Origin of the sequence: Janthinobacterium tructae, assembly GCF_006517255.1 — a bacterium.
Classification (GTDB): Bacteria; Pseudomonadota; Gammaproteobacteria; order Burkholderiales; family Burkholderiaceae_D; genus Janthinobacterium; species Janthinobacterium tructae.
The window spans coordinates 6273933-6296200 of sequence record NZ_CP041185.1; the positions used below are offsets into that span (position 1 = coordinate 6273933).

The 22268-nt window shown below is 66.0% G+C and carries 16 protein-coding genes and 2 tRNA genes; 8 read left to right on the top strand and 10 right to left on the bottom strand.

The genetic code is table 11. The annotated features are described in order from the left end of the window. The first annotated feature begins 125 nt into the window (after positions 1–125). Positions 126–686, top strand: a complete 561-nt coding sequence (locus tag FJQ89_RS27755; protein WP_141172520.1) for a hypothetical protein — start codon at positions 126–128, stop codon at positions 684–686. A 77-nt stretch (positions 687–763) separates the two neighbouring features. Here the strand turns inward: FJQ89_RS27755 and FJQ89_RS27760 are convergent. Then, positions 764–840 (bottom strand) — tRNA-Met (locus tag FJQ89_RS27760). A 125-nt stretch (positions 841–965) separates the two neighbouring features. Beyond that, entirely contained in the window at positions 966–1817 is an 852-nt protein-coding gene (locus tag FJQ89_RS27765) for a LysR family transcriptional regulator (RefSeq protein WP_141172521.1), read from the bottom strand. 110 nt (positions 1818–1927) lie between these two features. On the opposite strand from FJQ89_RS27765, the gene FJQ89_RS27770 reads away from it, so the two are divergent. Further along, entirely contained in the window at positions 1928–2320 is a 393-nt protein-coding gene (locus tag FJQ89_RS27770) for a tautomerase family protein (protein ID WP_141172522.1), read from the top strand. Positions 2321–2379: 59 nt separating this feature from the next. Here FJQ89_RS27770 and FJQ89_RS27775 read toward each other — a convergent pair. From FJQ89_RS27775 to FJQ89_RS27790, 4 genes are all read right to left on the bottom strand, one after another. Then, positions 2380–2456: transfer RNA gene (locus tag FJQ89_RS27775), tRNA-Met, on the bottom strand. Positions 2457–2500: 44 nt separating this feature from the next. Next, positions 2501–3691, bottom strand: a complete 1191-nt coding sequence (locus FJQ89_RS27780) for a methyltransferase (RefSeq protein WP_168208538.1) — start codon at positions 3689–3691, stop codon at positions 2501–2503. A 58-nt stretch (positions 3692–3749) separates the two neighbouring features. Beyond that, a complete protein-coding gene (locus tag FJQ89_RS27785; protein WP_141172524.1) occupies positions 3750–4607 on the bottom strand; it encodes a hypothetical protein in 858 nt (285 codons plus the stop codon). An 82-nt stretch (positions 4608–4689) separates the two neighbouring features. Beyond that, the gene (locus FJQ89_RS27790) at positions 4690–4899 is read right to left on the bottom strand and encodes a hypothetical protein (RefSeq protein ID WP_099759861.1); all 210 of its coding nucleotides are present in this window, start codon (positions 4897–4899) and stop codon (positions 4690–4692) included. A gap of 178 nt (positions 4900–5077) precedes the next feature. Here FJQ89_RS27790 and FJQ89_RS28145 point away from each other — a divergent pair, with 178 nt between their 5' ends. Then, positions 5078–5245, top strand: coding sequence for a hypothetical protein (locus FJQ89_RS28145; protein ID WP_168208539.1), 168 nt, complete (start codon positions 5078–5080; stop codon positions 5243–5245). 4 nt (positions 5246–5249) lie between these two features. Here the strand turns inward: FJQ89_RS28145 and FJQ89_RS27795 are convergent, their stop codons facing one another. From FJQ89_RS27795 to FJQ89_RS27805, 3 genes are all read right to left on the bottom strand, one after another. After that, positions 5250–9008 carry an AAA family ATPase gene (locus FJQ89_RS27795; protein ID WP_141172525.1) on the bottom strand — a complete coding sequence of 1253 codons (3759 nt, stop codon included), beginning with the start codon at positions 9006–9008 and terminating at the stop codon, positions 5250–5252. 16 nt (positions 9009–9024) lie between these two features. Beyond that, the gene (locus FJQ89_RS27800; RefSeq protein ID WP_141172526.1) at positions 9025–10251 is read right to left on the bottom strand and encodes an exonuclease SbcCD subunit D C-terminal domain-containing protein; all 1227 of its coding nucleotides are present in this window, start codon (positions 10249–10251) and stop codon (positions 9025–9027) included. 65 nt (positions 10252–10316) lie between these two features. Next, entirely contained in the window at positions 10317–13337 is a 3021-nt protein-coding gene (locus FJQ89_RS27805) for a PAS domain-containing protein (RefSeq protein WP_243136315.1), read from the bottom strand. 281 nt (positions 13338–13618) lie between these two features. Between FJQ89_RS27805 and FJQ89_RS27810 the strand changes: the two genes are divergently transcribed. Then, positions 13619–13990: a YajD family HNH nuclease gene (locus tag FJQ89_RS27810; RefSeq protein WP_141172527.1), complete on the top strand. Its 372-nt coding sequence runs from the start codon at positions 13619–13621 to the stop codon at positions 13988–13990. Between the two features lie 21 nt (positions 13991–14011). Continuing rightward, positions 14012–14680 carry a response regulator gene (locus FJQ89_RS27815; RefSeq protein WP_141172528.1) on the top strand — a complete coding sequence of 223 codons (669 nt, stop codon included), beginning with the start codon at positions 14012–14014 and terminating at the stop codon, positions 14678–14680. A 55-nt stretch (positions 14681–14735) separates the two neighbouring features. Here the strand turns inward: FJQ89_RS27815 and FJQ89_RS27820 are convergent, their stop codons facing one another. Further along, positions 14736–16880: a TonB-dependent receptor domain-containing protein gene (locus FJQ89_RS27820; protein WP_141172529.1), complete on the bottom strand. Its 2145-nt coding sequence runs from the start codon at positions 16878–16880 to the stop codon at positions 14736–14738. A gap of 285 nt (positions 16881–17165) precedes the next feature. On the opposite strand from FJQ89_RS27820, the gene FJQ89_RS27825 reads away from it, so the two are divergent. The 3 genes from FJQ89_RS27825 to FJQ89_RS27835 all read left to right on the top strand — a co-directional run bounded on the left by FJQ89_RS27825 (position 17166) and on the right by FJQ89_RS27835 (position 22221). Further along, positions 17166–18449 (top strand): winged helix-turn-helix domain-containing protein, encoded by a 1284-nt coding sequence (locus FJQ89_RS27825; protein WP_141172530.1) that lies wholly within the window; start codon positions 17166–17168, stop codon positions 18447–18449. Then, positions 18446–19438 (top strand): DUF2804 domain-containing protein, encoded by a 993-nt coding sequence (locus FJQ89_RS27830; protein WP_141172531.1) that lies wholly within the window; start codon positions 18446–18448, stop codon positions 19436–19438. The genes FJQ89_RS27825 and FJQ89_RS27830 overlap by 4 nt, the downstream gene beginning before the upstream one ends. A 116-nt stretch (positions 19439–19554) precedes the next feature. Next, a complete protein-coding gene (locus FJQ89_RS27835) occupies positions 19555–22221 on the top strand; it encodes a bifunctional acetate--CoA ligase family protein/GNAT family N-acetyltransferase (RefSeq protein WP_168208540.1) in 2667 nt (888 codons plus the stop codon). The last annotated feature ends 47 nt before the right edge of the window (positions 22222–22268 follow it).

Consider the following 22268-nt stretch of genomic DNA (forward strand, 5'->3'; position numbering starts at 1 on the left):
GTCGATGTGGTGCGGAGCGAAAAATGATGTGGATGGTTGGCGGTGCCCTGGTTCTTTTGGTCGCCAGATTTCTATGGTTGGCCTTTTTCCATCGGGTCAACGCGATGTCGCGCCAGGCTGAACTGATGAACTGGCTCGACATCGGGCGGGTGTCGAATGCCGATGGTGGCAAGGATATTTTGTTGGCGAGAAATGAGCGCGGTGCCCGGATCGACTGGCGCACGGGCGAGGTCTGGTTGATGAATCCCAAGGTGGAGGAGCCGTTTGCCGATTTTCTCGCCGTCGAGCGCTGGCTGACTTTGCGTGAGATGCCGATTGCGGACAAGCCTTTGCCTGCCGCTCCTGCGCCAGCGGAGCCGGAACCGGCGCCTGAGCCAGGCCCCGTGCGTGATACCTTGCCGGCCTTCCAGCAAAAGGTCGACGCTTGCCTGGCCAAGGCGCAGGGTGGGCAGGAATTACTGGAAACCAAGCAGGCCTTCGAGGCGGGCAGCGAGCCTTACCTCGAGGCATCGACTGAACTGAGCAAGACCGCGCTGGAGCTCGATGTCTCCCCTGCGATGGTGGCCACGTTTCATATCAGCGCCTTTGCCGCCCTGGCTGAAACAGCGGGCGCCGACAAGCTGGAACGGGTGGCGGCCAGTTTGCATGCGGCGGCCAGGCAGATCCGGGCCAGCGTCACCGCGTAAAGATGGGGCAGGCCAGGCCAGGCCTGGAATGAAAAAAACCGCTGAATCCCTTGCAGGAGTCAGCGGTTTTTATGTATTGGTTGCGGGGACAGGATTTGAACCTGTGACCTTCGGGTTATGAGCCCGACGAGCTGCCAGACTGCTCCACCCCGCAGCCGAATTATAGCGGGGTTTGCTGCAATGCGCAATGGCCAGGGGCCTTGCGCAGGAAAGGGGGCAATGCGGGGGGCAAGGCAGCGGCACGGCCGCGCCATTGCGGCGCAGGCATCATCGTGTGACTCATGCCGCCGTCGAGCGGATGGCGGCGGCCAGGCGGCGCAGCGAGTTCCGCGTCTGTGGATCGGAGGCACTGGAATACAGCAGCACGTCCAGCGTGGGCAGGGCCGGCAGTCCGAACTTTGGCCCCGCATCCATCGTTCCCGCGGGCGCCACCCGGCACCCCAGCGCCGCAATGGCGAAACCTGCAGCAACGGCGGCGCCGATGGTGGTGATGCCGCCGCCGACGAAAACCTCGGTCCACGCGATGCCGTGCTCCTGGAGCGCGGTGAGTGCAATGCTTCTTACCCGGCAAGACTCGGATTGTGCCGCGAGACGCAGGGGCTCGCCCGGGTGGTATGCGAAGCCGGTGGCGGCCATCCAGCCAAAGCGTTCTTCAAGTATCAGGTCGCCACCTTTGCGCAGATGGTCATGCCCCAGCACGATGGCGGCATCGAGCGTGCCGCGATCAAAGCAGGCGAGCACTTCGTGCGATGAGGCGATGCGTACTTCCAGCACCAGATCCGGTTCGGCGTCGTGCATCTGTTTCAGCAACAGTGGCAGCTCCGCGCCAACGATGTGGTGGCTGATGCCGATCACCAGCCGCCGCTTGCTGACGCTGAAGGCGGCAAGGGCACCTTGATGGGCAGCTACCAGCTTGCGCGCTGCGACCATGAACTGCTGTCCGTCCGCAGACAGGCCCACCAGGCGCGGCGTACGCTCCAGCAAATGCCGGCCGAGCATCTTTTCCAGTCGCTTGATCTTCAGGCTGATGGCCGACTGGGTGGTGTCGAGCGCCTCGGCCGCGCGCGTGAAGCTCTTCAGTTCCGCTGTCAGAACGAAGGCTTGCACGGCCTCGATATCGAGTGTCTTCACGGGCAATCATTTAAAAAACGAATCATTGAAATATGGTGCCATGTGTTTTCATTATGGTCAATGGCGCCTATCGTCAGCTATCTCAATCAACCATCAGGAAGGAGTCACTCATGCCGATGACACGCGTATCCCTGCGGCGAGGCAAGCCCGCCGCCTATCGTCAGGCCATACTCGATGGCCTGTATCTTGCCATGCGCGAAACGTTTGACGTGCCGGACGATGACCGCTTCATGACGATCAGCGAGCACGACGAAGATGATTTCAGCTACGGCAAGTCGTATCTTGGCATCGCGCGCAGCGACGATCTCGTCATGATCCAGATCACGGTCAGCAAGACCCGGACGATAGCGCAGAAAAAGGCGCTCTATGCCCGGATTGCCGAGCGCCTGTCCAGCAGTCCCGGCCTGCGTCCAGAGGACATTTTTATCAACCTCGTCGAGGTGGCGCCTGAAAACTGGTCGTTCGGCCATGGCATCGCCCACTACGCGCCGCGCGATGCATAAACGATGCAGGCATGAAAAAGCCGCTGATCCCTTTGCAAGAATCAGCGGCTTTTATGTATTGGTTGCGGGGACAGGATTTGAACCTGTGACCTTCGGGTTATGAGCCCGACGAGCTGCCAGACTGCTCCACCCCGCAGACGAATTATAGCGGGGTTTGCTGCAATGCGCAATGGCCTGGTTTCAGACCCTCGATGACGCTGCCGCCAGGCGCCACAGCGACGTGACTTCCTTCGAGCGGGCCGCATGCAGGCTGTCCGTGGCATCTTGCGCGCGCGGGTGCGTGGGTTTCACGTCCAGGCGATCGATCACTTTCAAGCCCGCTTGCGCTATCCATTCCAGCAATTGCGCGCGCGGGCGCAGGCCCAGGTGCTCGGCCAGGTCCGACAGGATCAGCCAGCCTTCGCCGTTTGGCTCCAGGTGATCGGCCAGGCCGGCGAGGAAACCGCGCAGCATGCGGCTGTCCGGATCGTAGACGGCGTATTCGATGGGCGAGCTGGGGCGGGCCGGCAGCCATGGCGGATTGCACACGACCAGCGGCGCGCGGCCGGCAGGGAACAGGTCGGCCTGCACCACGTCGACCTTATCGAGCAAATCTAGGCGCGCCAGGTTTTCGCGCGCGCAGGACAGGGCGCGCGGGTCCTGGTCGGTGGCGACGATGCGTTCGATGCCGCGCTGCGCCAGCACGGCGGCCAGCACGCCCGTGCCGGTGCCGATGTCGAAGGCCAGGCTGGCGCGCGGGGGCAGCGGCGCGTCGGCCACCAGGCCCACGTATTCACCGCGAATCGGCGCGAACACGCCGTAATGTGGGTGGATGCGCTGGCCCAGGGCCGGCAGTTCCACGCCCGTGCGGCGCCATTCGTGCGCGCCGATCAGGCCCAGCAGTTCGCGCAGCGAGGCGACGAAGGCTGCTTCGCCACGGCCATACGCCTCATTACACGCCAGTTTCACGTCCGGCGCGCGGCGCAGCGGGATCGTGTAGTCGGCGTCAAAAGGCAGCAGCAGCATGGCCAGTGTGCGGGCGCGCTGCGACTGGGCCTGGCGGTGCAGGTGGAACGCTTCCGTGGCGGACGGTTCCGGTTTTGCCAGCTTGGCGGCCATGGCTTTTTTGCTCGGTTTGTCGTTCTTGTGGTCGGCGCGCCGCGCCAGCGCCTGCAGCAGCTGGCGCGCGTTCTGGAAGTCGCCACGCCACAGCATGGCCGTGCCTTCGCAGGCCAGGCGGTAAGCCTGGTCGGCCGTCGTGCGGTCATCGGCGATGACGACGCGCTTGGGTGGCGGCATGCCGCTTTCCGAGCGCCAGCGGGCCGAATGTTCGGCGCCGTTTTCGCTCCAGTGGATCTGCGGATGAACGGTAGGGGAAGAGGTGTCGGACATGGGATTCAATCGATAGAAGGGGGCGCGCGGCATGGTCGCCTGCGCAGGCCGTCTTCCATTATACGTCGCTGGCCGTGCCGTCAGCGCTGTCCGTGCCATAGGCGAGTGCCAGCGCGCGGGCGCGCGCCTGGTCTGCGGGCGTGCTTTCCACGGTTTTTTTGGCGGCCTCGGCGGTATTGTCCGGCTGCACCAGCTTGAGCAAACGCAAACTCAGGCTGCCCGCCAGCTCGCCATTGTTGCCGCTGGCGCTGGCGCCGTCGGACGTGCCCTGATAGAGATTGCTTTGCAATTGCTGGCCCAGCAGCTTGAACAGGTCGTGCAGATTGCCGGCGAAGGTCGTGGCGGGCAACTCTTTGGCGGGCAGGGCGGCGTCACCGGATGGCGGAACTTCCTGCGCATCATTTTGCGTGTGCGCAAAGGCGCCCGCGCTGATGTTCGATTGATATTGCACTTCCAGTTCGAAGTCGAAGGTCTGGCCATCGGCCGTGGTGATCTTGCCCTTGCCGATGAAATGCGCGTTTTCATCGAGGCTGAAGGCGGCGGCGCGGCTGCTGCCTTTGGTGCCCGAGATGCTGGCACTGCCGCTGCTGAAGCTGGAACTGGCTTGCAGGTCGACCGAATCGAAGGCGATCGTGGCGCCGTCGCCGAACAGCTGGCGTGTCATGTTGCCAAGAAAATCTTGCGCCACATCGACAGTGGCGTTGCCCAGCGCATCGGTCCGTTGCGACAGTCCCTTGGCCGACAGGTCCAGGCCGTTTTTTGACAGGGCCACCACGTCTTGCGCCGTGCGCCGCATCAGGGGCGAGCCGGCCTGCCCCGTGCTGTTGCTGCTGCCGCTGCCCGTGCGGGACGGCTGCTGGCCAGCCAGCGTATTCGCGGCGGGTTGACGGCTGGCAAGGGCGGGAAGCTGGGACATGGTCGGTTCAAATGGGGAGGATATGCCAATTAACGGCAAGTTCTTCCCATTCTTTAACCATTCGAGCCTGTCCCAGTAGATCTTAGTGGTGGTGCGCCCAGTTACCGTCCGCCGACTCCAGGTAAGACTTGACGGCATCGGCCTGGCCCGTGGCGTGACGCTTGAGTTCGCCGCATGCGCAAATGCCCTGATACGGCTGGATATGCGAGCAGGCGGAGACTTTTTGCAGGTAGACCTGCATGGATTTGTGACATTTTACGCACTTGAAGGTGAGGCTGCGGGCGGCTTTCATGGGGTTCCTTGAATTGTTGCGGGGCGTAGGCGGTGCCTGCGCGAAGGCGGCGATTTTAACGCACTCCGGCCATCGTTACACGTTGTTGCATCTGCGCCACGCGCAGGTCAACTGAATCCGCGCCATGACGTTGAACGTATATAGGAGGTCGTCTGACCGCCGTTGAAGAGGTAGCACCATGGACAAGCATGACAAGGAAAAGCCTGTACAGCCCGCCAAGGAGCTGGTCAGGAAGTGGCTGAAAGCGGAGCTGGCACAACGCCGGCCCCCGCCCGACCCCGAGCAGATCCGCCGCGAACTGGGCTGGGATATGCTCAAGCTGTGCCGGGAGCCGGCCAGCCGCTAGCGACCTAGTGCACCGTCACCACGCTCTTGCCGCCGGAGCCGGGCTGGACCAGGATCTTGGTGGCGATGCGCTCCGTCATTTCCTGGACGTGCGAGATGACGCCCACTTTGCGGCCCATCGCTTGCAGGCCGTCGAGCGCATCCATGGCCACGCGCAGGGTTTCCGTGTCCAGGCTGCCGAAGCCTTCGTCGATGAACAGCGATTCCACGCGCACGCGGTTCGAGGACAGCGAGGCCAGGCCCAGCGCCAGGGCCAGCGAGACGAGGAACGATTCGCCGCCCGACAGCGAGTGCACGGAGCGCAGCTCGCCGCCCATGTCCTGGTCGCGCACCATCAGGCCCAGCGACGGCTTGTCCGGATTGTCGATGCGTTCGAGCTGATAGCGGCGCGCCAGATGCTGCAAATGCGCATTCGCATAGCCGAGCAGCACTTCCAGCGTGAATTGCTGCGCGTAGTTGCGAAATTTCTTGCCGTCGGCCGAGCCGATCAAGTCATCCAGGCTGGCCCAGCGCCGCTCGATGACGGCTTGCGCCTCGATTTGCGCCAGCATCGCTTGCGCGCTGTGGCGCCTGGCGTCGTCCTGCGCGATGGCCAGGCGTAAGCGCGTCGCTTCCTGGTTGGCCGCCTGGCGTTCCAGCACCAGTGCGTCCAGCGCCGCCTGCAGCGCGGCCACGTCCATTTCCAGCGCTTCCGGCGGCTGCTGCACGTGCGCAGCCAGCTGCTGCCGGCGTTCGGCCAGCACGGAAACGGCCGCCGTGTGGCGGTCGGCGATCACTTGCAGGGCCTCGCGTTCGGCGCGCATGGCGTCCGGCGCGATGGCCAGGTGCGCGTGCAAGCCGGCCATGTCGGCGGGTGCGTGACCAGGGTGGGCAAGCTGGAACCGGCGCAGCCAGTCGTGCAGCGCGGCGGTGGCGCCGTGTTCCTGTTCCCGCAAGGCGGTCAGGCGCTGCGACAGCTGCGCGCACGCTTCCTCCAGGCGCGTGCGCTGCTGGCTGGCCGATTGCGCCGCCGTTTGCTGCTGCGCCAGCAGCTCTTTGGCAGCGGCGATGGCGCCTGCCAGCGCGCCTTCCACCTCGGTCACGGCTTGTCCCTGCCATAGCGCGTTGCGTCCGGCTTGCAGTGTCGTGCGCTGTTTGTCGGCGGCGGCAAACGCGGCGTGGGTCTCCTGCGCCGTTTGCTGCGCCTTGCCGGCGGCCAGCAGCGCCGCGTCCAGCTGCGCGGCCAGGGTGGCCAGCGCGTGGAGGCGGCTGTCCTGCTCCGCCTGCTGTTTCAGCCATTGCCGGCTTTCCGTTTCACGCGCCGTGCGGAAGGCGGCCGGGCTGGCGCGCCAGCTGTCTTTCCAGTCCTCGGCGCCGTCGGCGTCGGTAAACGCGCCATCGAGCTGCGCCAGCAAGGCATCGAGCGCGGTGCGCGCCGTCTCGCCCTTGTCGGCGTTGCCCGCTTGCTGCGCCTGCAGCTGTGCCAGCCGCGCCTGTGCATCGGTGACGCTGCTGGTGCAGCGCGCGTGCTCGTTTGACGCCAGTTCATATGCCGCCTGCGCCTGCTCGCGCCGCGCGCTGGCCTGGCGCAGCGCCGTTTCCTGCTGCGCCAGCGCCTGCAAGCCGGCCGCATTGGCCGCCAGCTGCTGCGTGAACCAGTCCGCGCGCAGGTTTGCCGGCGGCAGTTGTAAGGTGTCCGCATGCGGCCGCCACTGTGCATTCAGGCTGTCGATGAGGGACGGCAGCGCAGATAATTCTTCCGCCGTCTGTGCCTGTTCGTGCGTACGGGCGGCCAGCGCCGCCTTGTGCGTGGCCAGGCGTTCCACATTGCCGCGCGCTTGCGAGCGGCAAGCCAGTACCTCATCCTGCAAGCTGGCCAGCATCGCCTGCAAGGCGTGATCGGCGTGGCTGTACGGATGTTCCAGCGCGCCGCAGACGGGGCAGGGCTGCTCATCCTGCAAAGTGGCCCGCAGCTGCTCGACGCTGGCCGCGCATGCCGCTTCCGCCCCTTTCAAGGACTTTTCCGCCTGCGCCAGGCGCGCTTCCAGCAACGCCGTTTGCGCCGCTTCCGCCGCGAATGCCGTACTTTCCGTTTGCGCTGCCTGCGCCAGCTGGGCCGCCCTGGCTTGCCAGTGCGCCAGCGCCTGCTGCTGGCGTGCCAGTTCGCTCCAGGTTTTTTCCGCGCTGGTCAAGATGCGCGCGTGCGCCTCCAGCTGGCCGCGCTGTTCCTGCAGCGCCTGGCCATCGATGGCTTGCACGGCCACCAGCGCCTCGCGCCGCTGCGCATCGCGCACGGCCAGCGCGGCAGCGGCGCTGGTCAGCGCCGCTTGCGCCGCCTGCGTGGCGTCAAGGGCCTGGCGCACCTGCCGGGCCGATTCAGCCATGCTGGCGTCGGCCGCATCGGCTTGCGCGGCCGCTTGGCCTGCCTGGGCAAACAATTGATCCCACAATTGCCACGCTTGGGCCAGCGCCTGCCACTGCTGGTGCGATGCCAGCCACTGGCGGCCCGCTTCCTGCTCGGCCAGCGCGGCGTGCTGGCGCTGCTGCAGCGCCTGCAGCGCGCTGCGCGCCGACTCGTTGGCCTGGTCGGCGGCCTGCGCGGCCTGCCATGCCTGGCCATGCGCGGGCAATTGCGCCAGGATGCCGGCGTCGAGCGCCTTGGCCTGATCGAGCAGGAGCGCCGCATCGCGCTGCGCCGCTTCCCTGGCAAGCAAGGCCGCCGTCGCCAGCTGCACGGCCTGCGCCAGTTGCGTTTCGGCGGCGACGGCTTGCGCCGCCTGCACGCGCGACGCTTCCAGTGCGGCGCCGCTGCCGGCGATGTCGCTGGCCAGGCGCGCCACGTCGTCGATCAGGGGCCGCGCCGGCTGCAGCAGTTCCCATTGCGCCAGCGCCGTGCGGCGTTCTAGCGCGGCGGCGCGTTCGGCATCCGCGCTGCCCAGCGCTTCTTGCGCCGCCGTCACCTGGGTTTGCAGCTTGTGCGTCTCCTGGTGCCAGCGCTGCTGCAGTTCCAGCACCGCCTTGCGCAAGTCGATGTGTTGCAGGGTGTTCTCGGCCGCGCCGCACTGCGCCTCGGTGGCGGCGCGCTCTGCCGGTGACAAGGGCCGCTGGTCGGCCAGTTTTTCGCCCAGGCGTTCGAGGATCTGCTTTTCCTTCTTTGCCCGCTCGAAGGCGCGCATGGAAATGTCGGTATAGATGCTGCTGCCCGTCAGGGTTTCCAGCAACTCTCCCCGTTCATTGTCTTCCGTCTTGAGGAAGGTGGAAAACTCGTTCTGCGCCAGCAGCACGGCGCGCGTAAACTGGTCGAAGGACAGGCCGATGCGTTTTTCGATCTCGTCCTTGACTTCCGTCTTGGTGCCGCCGATGGCTTGCAGCGCGGGCAACTGGTGCAAGCTCATGGCGGTCGCCTGCAGCGCCCCTTCGGCCCGGGTGCGCGAGCGGCGCACGCTCCAGCGCGCGCGGTAGCTGGCGCCGTCGTTGCCGACAAAGTCCACTTGCGCGTAGCCGTCCGGCGTGCCGCGGCGCAGCAGGGTGCGCGTATCCTGGGCGTTGACGGTTTCCTTGCCCACGTCGGGCAGGGCGCTGCCCCGGCCCAGCACTTTCAGCAAACGCGGCGTGGCGTCGTACAGGGCCAGGCACAGGGCGTCGAGCAGGGTGCTCTTGCCCGCGCCCGTGGGGCCGCTGATGGCGAACAGGCCGGAAGACGCCAGCGGCTCCTGCTGGAAGTCGACTTCAAATTCGCCGGCCAGCGAGGCCAGGTTTTTACCGCTGATTTTCAGGATTTTCATGGTTTTTCAGGAGCAGTCAGGCGCCGGGCAGCAGCAGTTCGGCCAGCGCCGAGAGGAGTTCGGGCGGCGCTTCCTTGGCGTATTTTTGCTGGTACAGGCGGCGGAAGATATCGTCGGGTTGCAGCTGGCTCAATTGGTCGAGCGTCATGTTCTCGGGCGCGCTGCTGCGCGCGGTGCTCGAGGTTTCGATCTTTGCCAGGCGCACCGGCTTGCCGTCGAGCGCCGTTTCGATGCGCGTGCGCAGGCCCGGCTCGGGCGCGTCCAGGCGCACGCGCACTTCCAGGAGCGGTTGCGCCTCGGCCGGTGCGTCAGGTACGTCGAGGGCGGCCAGCTGCGCCAGCACTTCGGCTATCGGCGCCGGCGTGGCGGGCACGCGCAAGAGGGGCACGGCGCGCGGCACCTCGATGACGCGCACCGACTGCAGCGTTTCGCCGTCGATATCGAGGCACAGCACCTGGTGGCGGTAGTTCACTTCGGCAAACGACAGGGGGATCGGGCTGCCGCAATAGCGGATATGTTCTTGCCCGCCGACGGCCTGCGCCTTGTGCAAATGGCCCAGCGCCGCATACGCGATGGCGGTATCAAATATCCCCGACGGCAGCATCTCGGTGCCGCCGATGACGATGCGGCGCTCGGAATCGTTGGACATTTCGCCGCCCACCATGTGGCAGTGGCCCATGGCAAGAATGGCTTGTCCGGGCTGGCGGCGCGCCAGCGCCAGGTCCGTCAACTGGCGGTACAGCAGGGCGATGCCGCCCAGGTAGGCATCCTGGGTGTCGCCGGCGGGCAGCTTCGGTACGTCGCCGGGACGCAAAAAGGGCACGGCCAGGCACCAGGCCTGCACCCGCCCATCGGCGCCCGACAGTGGCAGCAGCAGGCGTTCCAGGTCGATGTCGCCATTCTCGCCGCGCAGCAAATGGCCGATCACGTGCGTGCCGTGCGCGGCCAGCAGGGGGGCGGGCGCTTCCAGCCGGCCGGCCGAATCGTGGTTGCCGGCGACGACGATCAGCTGCAGCGCGGGCAGGCGCGCGCGCGCCTGCTGCAGGAACACGTACAGCTGCTTTTGCGAGGCGGCCGACGGGTTGGCGTTGTCGAACACGTCGCCAGCGACGAGCAGCACGTCGACGCGTTCGGCCACGAGCGTGTCGAGCAGCCAGTCGAGGAAGCGCTGGTGTTCGTAGCCCCGTTCATAGTTGTGCAGGGTCTGGCCCAGATGCCAGTCGGAAGTGTGCAGCAGGCGCATGATGGGGCAAGGGTAGGGAAGACAGGCGCCAATATAGCAGGAATGACTGGGGGCGGACCTGGCCTTCAATCTACCGTCGCGCCGGCGCGATAGGTATTGCGCCCATCCTGCTTGGCCTGGTACAGCAGTACGTCGGCCCGCTGCAGCAGCACTGCGGGCGAGATGTCTTCGTCGCGGTAGAAAGCCAGGCCGATGCTGGCGGAAATGCGCACGGTGATGCCGTCGAGTTCGAACGGCTGCTGCATGGCGGTGACGATCTTTTCCGCCAGCAGAGCCGCGTCGTCGGGCCGGGTGATCTGTTCCATGATGATGGTGAATTCGTCGCCGCCCAGGCGGGCGATGATGTCGGTGACGCGCATGGTCTGCGTCAGGCGCTGGGCGAAGGCGCGCAGCAGGGCGTCGCCGGTGCCGTGGCCATGTGTGTCGTTGACGGGCTTGAAGCGGTCGATATCCATGTACATGACGGCCATCAGGTGCCGCTGCCGGCGACTGGCGTGCATGGCATCGCTGAGTTTTTGCTGGAAGCCGGCGCGGTTCGACAAGCCGGTCAGCGCATCGACCTGGGCCAGCTTCAGCAGACGCTGTTTTTCGCGCTTTTGCACGGTGATATCCTGGCGCATCACGTGAAAACCCACCACCTGCAGCTTGTCTTCGCCGATCTGCGGAATGTAGATCACTTCCATGCAGCGCTCGATGCCTTCTTTTTCATCATCCTCTTCAAAACTCAGGGTTTCGCCAGCCAGCACGCGCTCGATATACGGCGCCACCGTGCGGTAGCGCGCCTCGCCGACGGTCTCGCGCACGCTGCAGCCCAGCGCCTGCCGGCCCGTCAGGCAGAGTTCGCGCTCATAGGCGATGTTCAGAAAGCGGTAGACCAGGTCGGCGTCGATGTAGGCGATCATGGCCGGCAGGGTGTCGGCGATGGTGCGCAGGCGCGCTTCGCTTTCCAGCAGCGCCACTTCCGATTCGCGCAAGGTGGTGATGTCGTCCAGGCTGCCCACGTAGCCTTCGATCCGGCCGTCGATGAGGATGGGGGCAATTTTGACGGAGACCCAGACCAGCCTGCCGTTGCGCTGCAGGCAGCGCAAGGTGGACTGGAATGGCGCATGGCTGAGCGTGAGTTGTTCCAGTGCCACGTGCATCAGCGGATAGTCGTCCGGGTGCAGGGCGCTGGTCCAGCCGGCGCCCAGGGCGGCGGCGCGCGGCAGGCCCGTGATCGATTCGAAGGTGCGGTTGACGTAGGTGCAGCGGCGCTGGCGGTCCAGGCGCACCAGGCCGAGCGGCGAGGCGTCGTTGACGGCGGCCAGCTCGGCCTGTTTCTGGCGCAGTTCCAGTTCCTGCTGGCGGCGCTGCGAGACATCCTCGGCGATGCACAGGATATGTTCGATCTGCTGGCGCTCGTCAAACACGGGTACGGACACGGCGTGCACGTAGCGCAGGCTGCCGTCCGCCAGGCGCAGCGGCTTTTCCGTATGGTCGATGACGCCGCGTTCGGCCAGGATGGCGTGGTCGTCCTCGGCGTCGTGCAGGCCGAAGTCGGGTGGAAAGGCCTGGCAATCGGTCTTGCCGATGACGTCGGCGGCCAGGTGGCCGGTGATATCCTCTGCCGCCTTGTTCCACACTTCCATCTGGCCGAAATTCTCCGGGCGTGCGCTTTTCACGTAGACCAGCACGGGCAAATGGTCGATCAGCGACTGCAGGAAGCTGCGGTTATCCTGCAGCGCCAGTTCGTCATGCTTGCGCGCGCTGATGTCGCGCGAAGTGACGGCCACGCCGTCGGTAATCGGCACCACCTGGTGGCGCAGCCAGCGCGTGCCGCCCAACGCCAGCGGCAGCTCGAATTCGTCTTCCAGCGGCTGGCCCGTTTCCATCACCTGCACGAAGCGCTGGAAGAAACGCTCGTCGCGCAGCAGCGGCACCCGCGGCAGCACGCGCTGGCCCAGCAGTTCGGAGCGTGGCTTGCCCAGCATGTCGGCGGCCCGTTCGTTGACGTCGGCGAAAATGAAGTCTTCCACCGGCTTGCCCGGTGCGGGGCGCCAGGCTTTCAGCAGCAGCACGGAGTCGAGGCTGCCCTGGTGGGCTGCGCGCAGCAAGGCTTGCGTTTCCTTTGCCTGGCGGATGCTGCGGCGCAGGCGTGCGCTCTGGCGCATCAGCAGGGCTGTAAAGCCGGCAATGAGCACGCTGGCGGCAAGCAGCGCGCCGAGATACACGAGGCGGCGCTGTTCGAAGCGTGCCAGGGCGACGCCGCGGCTCACGCCTACCACGGCCAGCAGCGGGTAGCGCGCCAGTTCGCGGTAGCTGTAGATGCGCGCCGTCGTGTCCACCGGCGGCTCGATCAGCAGTTCTTCGGCGGCATGCTGGGGTGGCCCGGGCATGCGGAAGTCGATGCGGTCGCTGAGGATGCGCTGTTCGCCGATGCGCCCCACCGTCAGGCCGCTGTCGCGCGCCACCAGCATCAGCGCACCTTGTTCATCGAGGTCCAGGCGGTCGTAATCGTCGACAAAATAGGTCGGGTCGACGTGGATGATGATGGCGCCGGCAAAGCGGCCCTGCGCATCGTTCAGGCGGCGCGCCAGGCGGATGGTCCAGTGCTTGCTGGCCGCGTCGAGCATGGGCGTGTCGACCATGGCCGTGTCGGATGCATTGGCGGCCAGCGCCCTGAAAAATGCCTGGCTGGCCAGGTTCTCCGGCCAATACGCATTGGCGCTGTCGATCACATTGCCCTGCGCGTCGATGAGGGCGATCGGCAAGGCCAGCTTAGACGGCAGCACGCTGTCGAGCAGACCCTGGCGGCGCATGAATTCATTCAGGCGCAGGCCGCCCTCCGTTTCCTCGTATTTGAGCTTGAACAATTGCGTGGCGTGGTCCGACTGGCGCAGGGTGAAACTGGTATGGTCGGCCAGGGTGCGCGCCAGCGACTGGCTGACGGCCACGGCGTCGCGCACGGCGCTGGCGCGCTCCTGGCCCACCTGGTACAAGACGGCCGCCCACAGCGCCAGCAGCAAGATGAGCGCGAACAGGGGCACCAGGCTGAGACGGTACAGGCGGCGGGCAAGGCGTTGCAGGGGTCTTGTTATCGCTATCACGGGCGCTTGCAGGCTATAGTCATGGTAAAGGGGAGGGGCGGCGTGGCGCGCATGATAGCCGATTCGGCTGCCTTGCGCGTAACCCTGTTGCTGCCGCTCCCATCGTCTGTTCACGGTCTGTCGCTGGGCTTATTCTGCGTTAAATCAAGTATCCGTGGTGCCGCGCACGCTAAAAAAAGCACGCCAGCGACGATACGGGCTGGCGGCGTGGCAGAAAAAGTACAATTGCGCCCCCATCCTCATTAAAATGGGTGCTTCTACCTTCCATATCGAAAGTTGTCATGCAGAGTAAAAAGCCCGACGCGGCAAGACTGGACAAGATCGTGGCCGAAGCGCGCCGCGCCGCCGACCAGCGCGAGAGCGGCTACCGCGAGCGCTCGCTGAAGATGTATCCATGGGTATGCGGCCGCTGCACGCGCGAATTCACGCGTGCGAATGTGCAGCAACTGACGGTGCACCACCGCGACCACAATCACGACAACAATCCGCCGGACGGCAGCAACTGGGAGCTGCTGTGCCTGTATTGCCACGACAATGAGCACTCGCGTTACCTGGAAGCGGACCGTGGCGCCGGCCTGCTGTCGGCCGATGTGGCGCCCGCGACGCACAATCCGTTCGCCGCGCTGGCCGGCCTGATCAAGAAGAAGGACTGAGCGGGCCGCGCCGCTTTCCCCATGCGCATCTTGCTGACCGAAGACGACCCGCAACTGGGCCGCGCCACGCAGATCGGCCTGGAACAGGGCGGCCATGCCGTCGACTGGGTCACGAGCGCTGAACACGCGCACACGGCAGTGCGCCTGCACGACTATGACTGCATCCTGCTCGACCTGGGCTTGCCGGGGCAGGATGGCATGCAGGCGCTGGGCGTGCTGCGCGACAATGGCTACAGCGGCGCCGTGCTGATCGTCACGGCGCGCGACACGGTGGGTGAGCGCATCGCCGGCCTGGACGCGGGCGCCGACGACTTCATCGTGAAACCGTTCGACCTCGACGAGCTGGCCGCGCGCATCCGCAGCGCCTGCCGCCGCGCCGCCGGCCGCCTGCGCGAGCACCTCGTGCATGGCGAGCTGGTGCTCGATATCGCCGACCGGCAGGTGACGCAAGCGGGATTGCCCGTGACCTTGACGGTAAAGGAGTTCCGCATCCTGCAATTGCTGCTGGAGCACGGCGGCCGCGTGCTGAGCCGGGAACAGCTGGAGAAAAACCTGTACAGCTGGGGGGATGAAGTGGAAAGCAATGCCGTGCAAGTGCATATCCACCACCTGCGCAAGAAGCTGGGGCGGGACTTGATACGCACCGTGCATGCGATCGGCTACTGCATCGACAAGTCCAAAGCGGCTTGACGAAGGCGGCCCCGAGGCCGCCCGTTCTGCTCATGACCGGCAGGTCATCACAGCATCAGAAATCGACGGAGGCCGACAGCCACAAGCGGCGACCGTCCATGCTGTTGACATAGCGGTTGGCGTAGGTCAATGCCGGGGCGCGGTACGGCTGATAGTCGATGAAGTCCTTGTTGAGCAGGTTGTACACGGCCGCGTTCAGGGTCACGCGCTGGTTCAGCTGATAGCTGCTGCCCAGGTGCAGCATGGTGTAGCCCTTGTAGTCGCCCAGCGCGGCCTTGGCGGCGCGCGTGGAAGCCGAGGTGCCCGGATCGCGGAAGCGTTCGCTGCGGTATTCGGCGCGCAGCCAGCCATTCCATGCGCGCGAGATATCCCACGAGAGGCGCGCGTTGACGGCGTGCTTGGGCGTGTCGCTCAGCGGTTTGCCGGCGTTGCTGCCGCTCTTCTGTTCGCTTTCCGTGTAGGTGTAGTTGGCGCTGGCCGACAGCGCCTTGCCCAGTGGGAAGCGGGTGTTCAGCTCGACGCCGCGCGTGACGGCCTCATCCACGTTGACCGACTGGCCGAACGCATCGACGTTGGGCCAGTTGCCGAAGCTGACGCAGCCGGGACGGTTCGGCGACGGGCGGTAGTCGCAGTTGACGAGGCCGGTGCCCGTGGTGATCTTGTCCTTGAATTCGTTGTTGAACAGGGAGCCGCTGGCGGTCCAGCCCGCCAGGTTGTCGAAATACGCGCCGATTTCTGTTGTCGTGCTCGTTTCCGGCTTCAGGTTCGGGCTGCCGACGAGGGGAATCGTGCCCTGGCCGCCGAAACCGTTGATGCCTGGCGACAGTTGTTCCACGCGCGGCGTCTTGTAACCCTTGCTGACGCCACCCTTGACGGTCCAGCTCGGCGTCGCGTTCCACACGGCATACGCGCGGGGGCTGGTCTGGCCGCCGAAGATGCTGTGATCGTCATAGCGGGCGCCGAAGGTCAGCGCGAGATGCTCCAGCACCTGCCATTCGTCTTCCACGAACAGGGCTTTTTGCGTGAATTCGAATGTCTTTGGCGCCACGCCATCCGTCATTTCCGCTTTCCACCATTGCGCGCCGACGGTCGCCATGTGTTTGCCCAAAGGCATGACCAATTTGGTGTCGAACACCTGGCTTTCCACTTCCAGCGTGCGCGCGCTGCCGGCCACGGCGCCCGGCGTGCCTGGCGGAATCGTGCGGCCCAGGGTTTCCGTCTTGTTCACCATGTAGCTGCTGTCGAGGGTGCCGAAGCCGAAGCGGCCCGTGTGCGACAGGGTCCACTGGTCGCGCTTGTATTTCTGCTCGGGACCGTAGCCGCCCTGCAAGCCCAGGGTACCCAGCTGCTTTTTCGAATTGTCGTAGGTCTGGCGGCCCGCGTCCGCGTCGAGGATGACGGTGTGGGTGCGGTTGGGCGTAAAGGCCAGGCGCGCACCAAAGTTTTCAATGTCCGCGCGCACGGGGTTGGCGCCCATGTTCGGCGCGGTTCCCGGACCGTCCGCGCCGTTGTAGCGGATGTCGGCCGCATCGCGGCGCTGCTTGCTGCCGCGCAGGGACAGGCCCAGCAGGTCGGTGGCGATGGGGCCGCTCAGGTAGAAGCGGCCGTTTTTCACGTCGCCGAAATCCGATTCTTCCTGCACAGTGTAGTCGGCCGAGACGGAACCCATCCACTGCTTGCCCACCTTGCGCGTGATGATGTTGATCACACCGCCCATGGCGTCCGAGCCGTACAGGGTCGACATGGGGCCGCGGATGATTTCGATGCGCTCGATGGCGGCTAGCGGCGGCATGAAGCTCGTTTGCGTGCCGCCGAAGCCGTTCGGCGTGACATTGCCGGCCGCGTTCTGGCGCCGTCCGTCGATCAGCACCAGGGTGTAGTCGCTGGGCATGCCGCGGATGCTGATGTTCATGCCGCCCGTCTTGTCGCCCGCCGCACCCACGTCGATGCCTTCCACGCTTTCCAGCGCCTGCGTCAGGTTGCCGAAGCGCTCCTTCGACAGCTCTTCACGCGTCAGCACGGTAATGGAAGCCGGCGCCTGTTTGATGTCCTGCTCGAAACCGGAGGCGGAGACCACCACTTCGGGCATGCTGGCAGGCGTGCCCGTCTGGGCGTAGGCCGGCAGGCAGGACAGGGCGGTCAAGGCCAGGGCCAGGGTGGTGGGACGCGGCAGGCGCGCGCGGCGGGTGCGGTTGGACATGCAAACTCCTGGAGGGTGGATTAATGATTGGTCTGTCTTACTTTGGTAATGGGAATCATGGGGGCAATAAGAATCATTTACAATTGCACGCGTAGCATCCCAAAAAATATGCCGTTCCGGATCATGCGCAGAAGTTCTTAAGAGATTCTTAACAAGCTGGCCGGGAATGTGCCGCGCTTGCTTGGCGTCGGCTGCGGCGTCGTGCGCCTGGGCTGCGTGCATTGCCGGGCAATCCGATCGCGATAAAACGTGCAAGTGTCACGCGGAATGCGGTATCTTTCTGCTATGCCTAGCCCACACCAGCCCATTTCTTCCGAGCTCCCCCCGTTATCGCTGGCCGCCGCGCGCGCCTTGCACCTGGCCGCGCAGGGTTTGCTGCAGGCGCGCCGCAAGAAAGCCGTGAAGGCTGACGTGCTGGCCGCGGTGCGCCAGATGGGCGTGCTGCAGATCGACACCATCCACGTCGTGGCGCGCAGCCCGTATCTGGTGCTGTGGAGCCGGCTGGGCGACTATCCGCAGCCGTGGCTGGAGCAATTGCTGGCCGAGGGCGCGCTGTTCGAATACTGGGCGCATGAAGCGTGCTTCGTGCCCATCGAAGACTATGGCCTGTACCGCCACCGCATGCTGGACCCGGCCGCCATGGGCTGGAAGTATTCGGTGAAATGGATGGCCGAGCAGGGCGACGCCGTGGCCTCGGTGCTCGAGCATATCCGCACCAACGGCGCCGCGCGCTCGGCCGACTTTGAACGCACGGACGGCAAGGCGGGCGGCTGGTGGAGCTGGAAGCCGGAAAAGCGCTCGCTGGAGGTACTGTTTACGTCGGGCGTGCTGATGATCGCCAAGCGCCATCAGTTCCAGCGTTATTATGACCTGGCCGAGCGCGTGCTGCCTGGCTGGCACGATGGCTTGCTGCCGCCTGAAGAGCAGGTGCGCCGGCGCCTGCTGCTGGCCAGCGTGAAGGCGCTGGGCCTGGCGCGGGCCAGCTGGATCAGCGACTACTTCCGCACGAAACAAGCGCGCGCCAGCCTGGCGCAGGATTTGCAGGCGCTGGTGGACGAGGGCTTGCTGCTGCGCTGCACGGTGGCCGGCTGGGATGATGCCGTCTACGTGCATGCGGAGCATGGGCAATTGCTGCACGACGCGGCGGCGGGCAAGCTCTCGCCCACCCTGACGACGATTTTATCGCCGTTCGATCCCGTCGTCTGGGACCGGCGCCGCGCGCTGGAACTGTTCGGCTTTGACTACCGGCTCGAATGCTACACGCCCGCTGAAAAACGCCGGTATGGTTACTTTACCCTGCCGATTTTGCGGCGCGGCGCGCTGGTGGGGCGCCTGGATGCCAAGGCGCACCGCGCGCAGGGGCGCTTCGAGATCAAGTCGCTGGTGCTGGAAGACGGCGTGCGCCTCAGTGCCCGCCTGGTGCAGGACGTGGCCGGCGCCGTGCAGCGCCTGGCGCTCTGGCATGCCTGTCCGCAGGTCGAGATAGCCCAGGCACAGCCGGCAGCCTTCGGTGCGTTGCTGGCTGAGGCGCTGCACGACGGCGGCGCTGTCGCAAGGCGGGCCGCATGATGCTGCCGCCGGCTCCTGCCCACCTGCTCGACGCTGACGGCGTGCCATGTTTTGGCCGCTACACGGGGCAATTGAATGCCTTCGACTGGGCCGCGCTGGCGCCGCCGCATGCGCGCGGCGCCCTCTGGCGCCTGTTCCACCACAAGCGCTGGCATTACGTGGCCCTGTCTACGCCCGCCCTGTTCTGCGGCGTGGCCATCGTCGAGCTGGGCTGGACCAGCACGGCGTTTGCGTATGCTTTCGACCGCCACAAGGGCAAGATCGTGGCCAGCTTTTCGCAGGATGGCATCCCCGGCCTGTGCGCCTCGGTGGCGCCGCATGCGGGCGCCAGCAGCCGTTTCCGCTTCCTCTCGCACCTGATCTCCATCGAGGCGCAGCCGCAGCAGCGCTACCGTTTGCAGCTCGATTGCGGTCTTTTCGGCATCGATGCGGAATTCGGCCCGCCCGTGGCGCCGACCCTGCTGGCGATCGGGCCGGTGGCCGAGGGCGGCAGCGTGCATGCGACGCAAAAGTCGGGTGGCCTGCCCTTGTGGGGCAGCGTGCGCTGCGGCGCCATCGGCTACAGCCTCGATGACGGTGTGGCCAGCTTCGACTATTCGAACGGCTTGCTGGCGCGCGAGACGGAATGGCGCTGGGCCTCGGCGCATAGCCTGGACCTGGGTTTCAATCTGCAGGCCGGCTATTTCGGCGCGCATGAAAACGCGCTGTGGCTCGATGGCCAGCTGTATGCGCTGGGGCGCGCGCATTTCGACTTCAATCCCGACAACCCGCTGGCGCCGTGGCACGTATGGACGGACGACGATTTGCTGGACCTGCACTTCAAGCCGGAAGGGGCGCGGCGCGAAGATAAAAACCTGGGGATCGCCGCCAGCCGCTACATCCAGCCCATCGGCACTTTCAGCGGCTGGGTACGCACCAGCGCGCAATCTCCCAAGCGCATCGTGGCGCAGCTGGCGGGCGTGACGGAAAGCCACCGCTCGCGCTGGTAGGCGCGCGCGGTTTTTTTGCGAAACGCGCCACAAGGTCAAGTTTTTTTGACGGCGCATCCTATACACTGGCGCAGCCACTCCGGCAATCCCGCTCCGGCAATCCATGAGGCCAGAACATGAGTATCCGTAATCTCGACAAGTTGTTCAAGCCGGCCTCGGTGGCCCTGATCGGCGCCACGGCGCGCGACCACAAGCTGGGCGCCATCGCCCTGGCCAACCTGCTGGGGGGCGGCTATCAAGGCGACATTTGGCCCGTCAATCCCAAGTACGACGAGCTGATGGGCCTGAAATGCTACCGCAAGCTGTCCCAGTTGCCCAAGGCGCCGGACCTGGCCATCATCTGCACGCCGCCCGCCACCATCACGGCGCTGATCCGCGACCTGGGTGCGCTGGGCACGCGCGCCGCCATCGTCATGACGTCCGGCCTCGATCCCGTGCGCGAGCAGTCGCTGCGCCTGGCCATGCTGAAAGCGGCCAAGCCGCATCTGCTGCGCATCCTCGGTCCCAACAGCATGGGGCTGCTGGTGCCGAAACTGGGCTTGAACGCCAGCTTCGCCCACCTGGGCGCGACGAGCGGCAAGATCGCTTTCGTGTCGCAGTCGGGCGCGCTGGTATCGGGCGTGCTCGATTGGGCCAACGCGCACGGCGTAGGCTTTTCCAAGTTCATATCGCTCGGTGGCAGCTATGACATCGATTTCGGCGACCTGCTCGACTACCTGGCCGGCGACATCGACACGGCCGCCATCCTGCTGTACATGGAAGACATCCAGGCGGCGCGCAAATTCATGTCGGCGGCGCGCGCGGCCGCGCGCAGCAAGCCCGTCATCGTCCTGAAGGCGGGACGCGAGGCGGAAGGCGCCGCCGTGGCGGCCTGGCATACGGGCGCGCTGGCCGGTTCCGACGCCGTGTACGACGCGGCCATCCGCCGCGCCGGCATGCTGCGCGTGTATTCGGCCGAAGAGCTGTTCGACGCGGTGGAAACGCTCACGCATATCCGTTCGCAGCGCGGCGAGCGCCTGGCGATTTTGTGCAACGGCGGCGGCCTGGGCGTGATGGCCACCGATGCGCTGGTGGGCAGCGGCGGCAAGCTGGCCGAGCTGTCGCCCGATACCGTGATCGCGCTGGAAAAGGCGCTGCCACGCGGCTGGTCGCACGACAACCCCGTCGGCTTGCCCGGCGACGCGCCCGTGCAGCGCTATGTCGACGCCATCAAGCCGCTGCTCGACGAGCCGCAGGCGGACGCCTTGCTGCTGCTGCACGCGCCCACGGCCATGGTCTCGTCGATCGACATCGCCGAAGCCGTCACGCCGCTGATCAAGGCCACCTCGCGCACGGTGCTGTCGTGCCTGCTGGGCGGCACCACCGTGGCGCCCGCACGCCAGGTCTTCAACCGGGCCGGCATTCCCACCTACGATACGCCGGAAAAGGCCGTGCATGGCTTCATGCAGATCGTGCAGTACCGGCGCAACCAGGAAACTCTGATGCAGGTGCCGGCGCAGCTGCCCATGTCGGCCACGCCGCGCCGCGCGCGCGTGCGTGAAATCGTCGCCGCCGCGCTGGCGGCCGGCCAGACGGTGCTGGGCGAGTGCCGCTCGAAGGAAATCCTGGCCGCCTACGGCATCCCGGTGGCCATCACGCGTATGGCGGCCGACGTGGAAGAGGCGCTGGCCGTGGCGACGGACATCGGCTACCCGGTGGCGCTGAAAATCCATTCGCCCGACATCGCCCACAAATCCGACGTGGGAGGCGTGGCGCTCGACCTCGACACGCCCGACATCCTGCGCGCGGCCGCTGCCGCCATGCTCAAGCGCGTGCGCCGCATGCGCCCCGATGCGCTGATCGACGGCTTTACGGTGCAGCAGATGGCGCGCCGGCCGCAATCGCATGAACTGATCGTCGGTGTCACCACGGACGCCGCCTTCGGCCCCGTCATCCTGGTGGGACAGGGCGGCATCGCCGTGGAAGTGACGGCCGACCACTCGATCGGCCTGCCGCCGCTGAACATGGTGCTGGCGCGCGACATGCTGGCGCGCACGCGCGTGTCGAAACTGCTGGCCGGCTACCGCAACCAGCCGCCGGCCGACATCGACGCCATCTGCTACACCCTGATCCAGGTGGCCGAACTGGTGGCCGATATCGGCGAGCTGGCCGAACTCGACATCAACCCGCTGGTGGCCGACGCGGACGGCGTGATCGCCCTCGACGCGCGCATCCGTTTGCAACCGGGCCAGAAGAGCGACCGCCTGGCCATCCGCCCGTACCCGCAAGAGCTGGAAGAGCAGGTGACATGGATGGGGCAATCCATTTTGCTGCGCCCCATCCGCCCGGAAGACGCGCCGCAGCACATGGACCTGTTCAATGCGCTGGACCCGGACGACGTGCGCCTGCGCTTCTTTACTTCCATGCGCGAGCTGCCCGTGTCGCAGCTGGCGCGCCTGACACAGATCGATTACGACCGCGCCATGGCCTTCATCGCCACGCATACTGGCCCGGACGGCAAGCCGGAAACCCTGGGCGTGGTGCGCGCCGTGGCCGACCCGGACAATATCCACGCCGATTTCGCCATCGCCGTGCGCTCGGCCCTGAAAGCCAAGGGCCTGGGCCACATCCTGTTTGAAAAGCTGGTCGACTACTTCCGCAGCCGCGGCACGGAAGCGCTGGTGGGCGAGGCGATGGCGCGCAACAAGGGCATGCAGCGGCTGGTGAAAAGTTTTGGCGGCGAAGTCACGCCATCGGAAGAGCCGGGCGTGGTCAACCTGCATATCGGCCTGCGCGCGCCGTAAAAGAAAGCGCGGCTGGCCCGCCGCGGGTTTGTGCAGGATCAAACCCA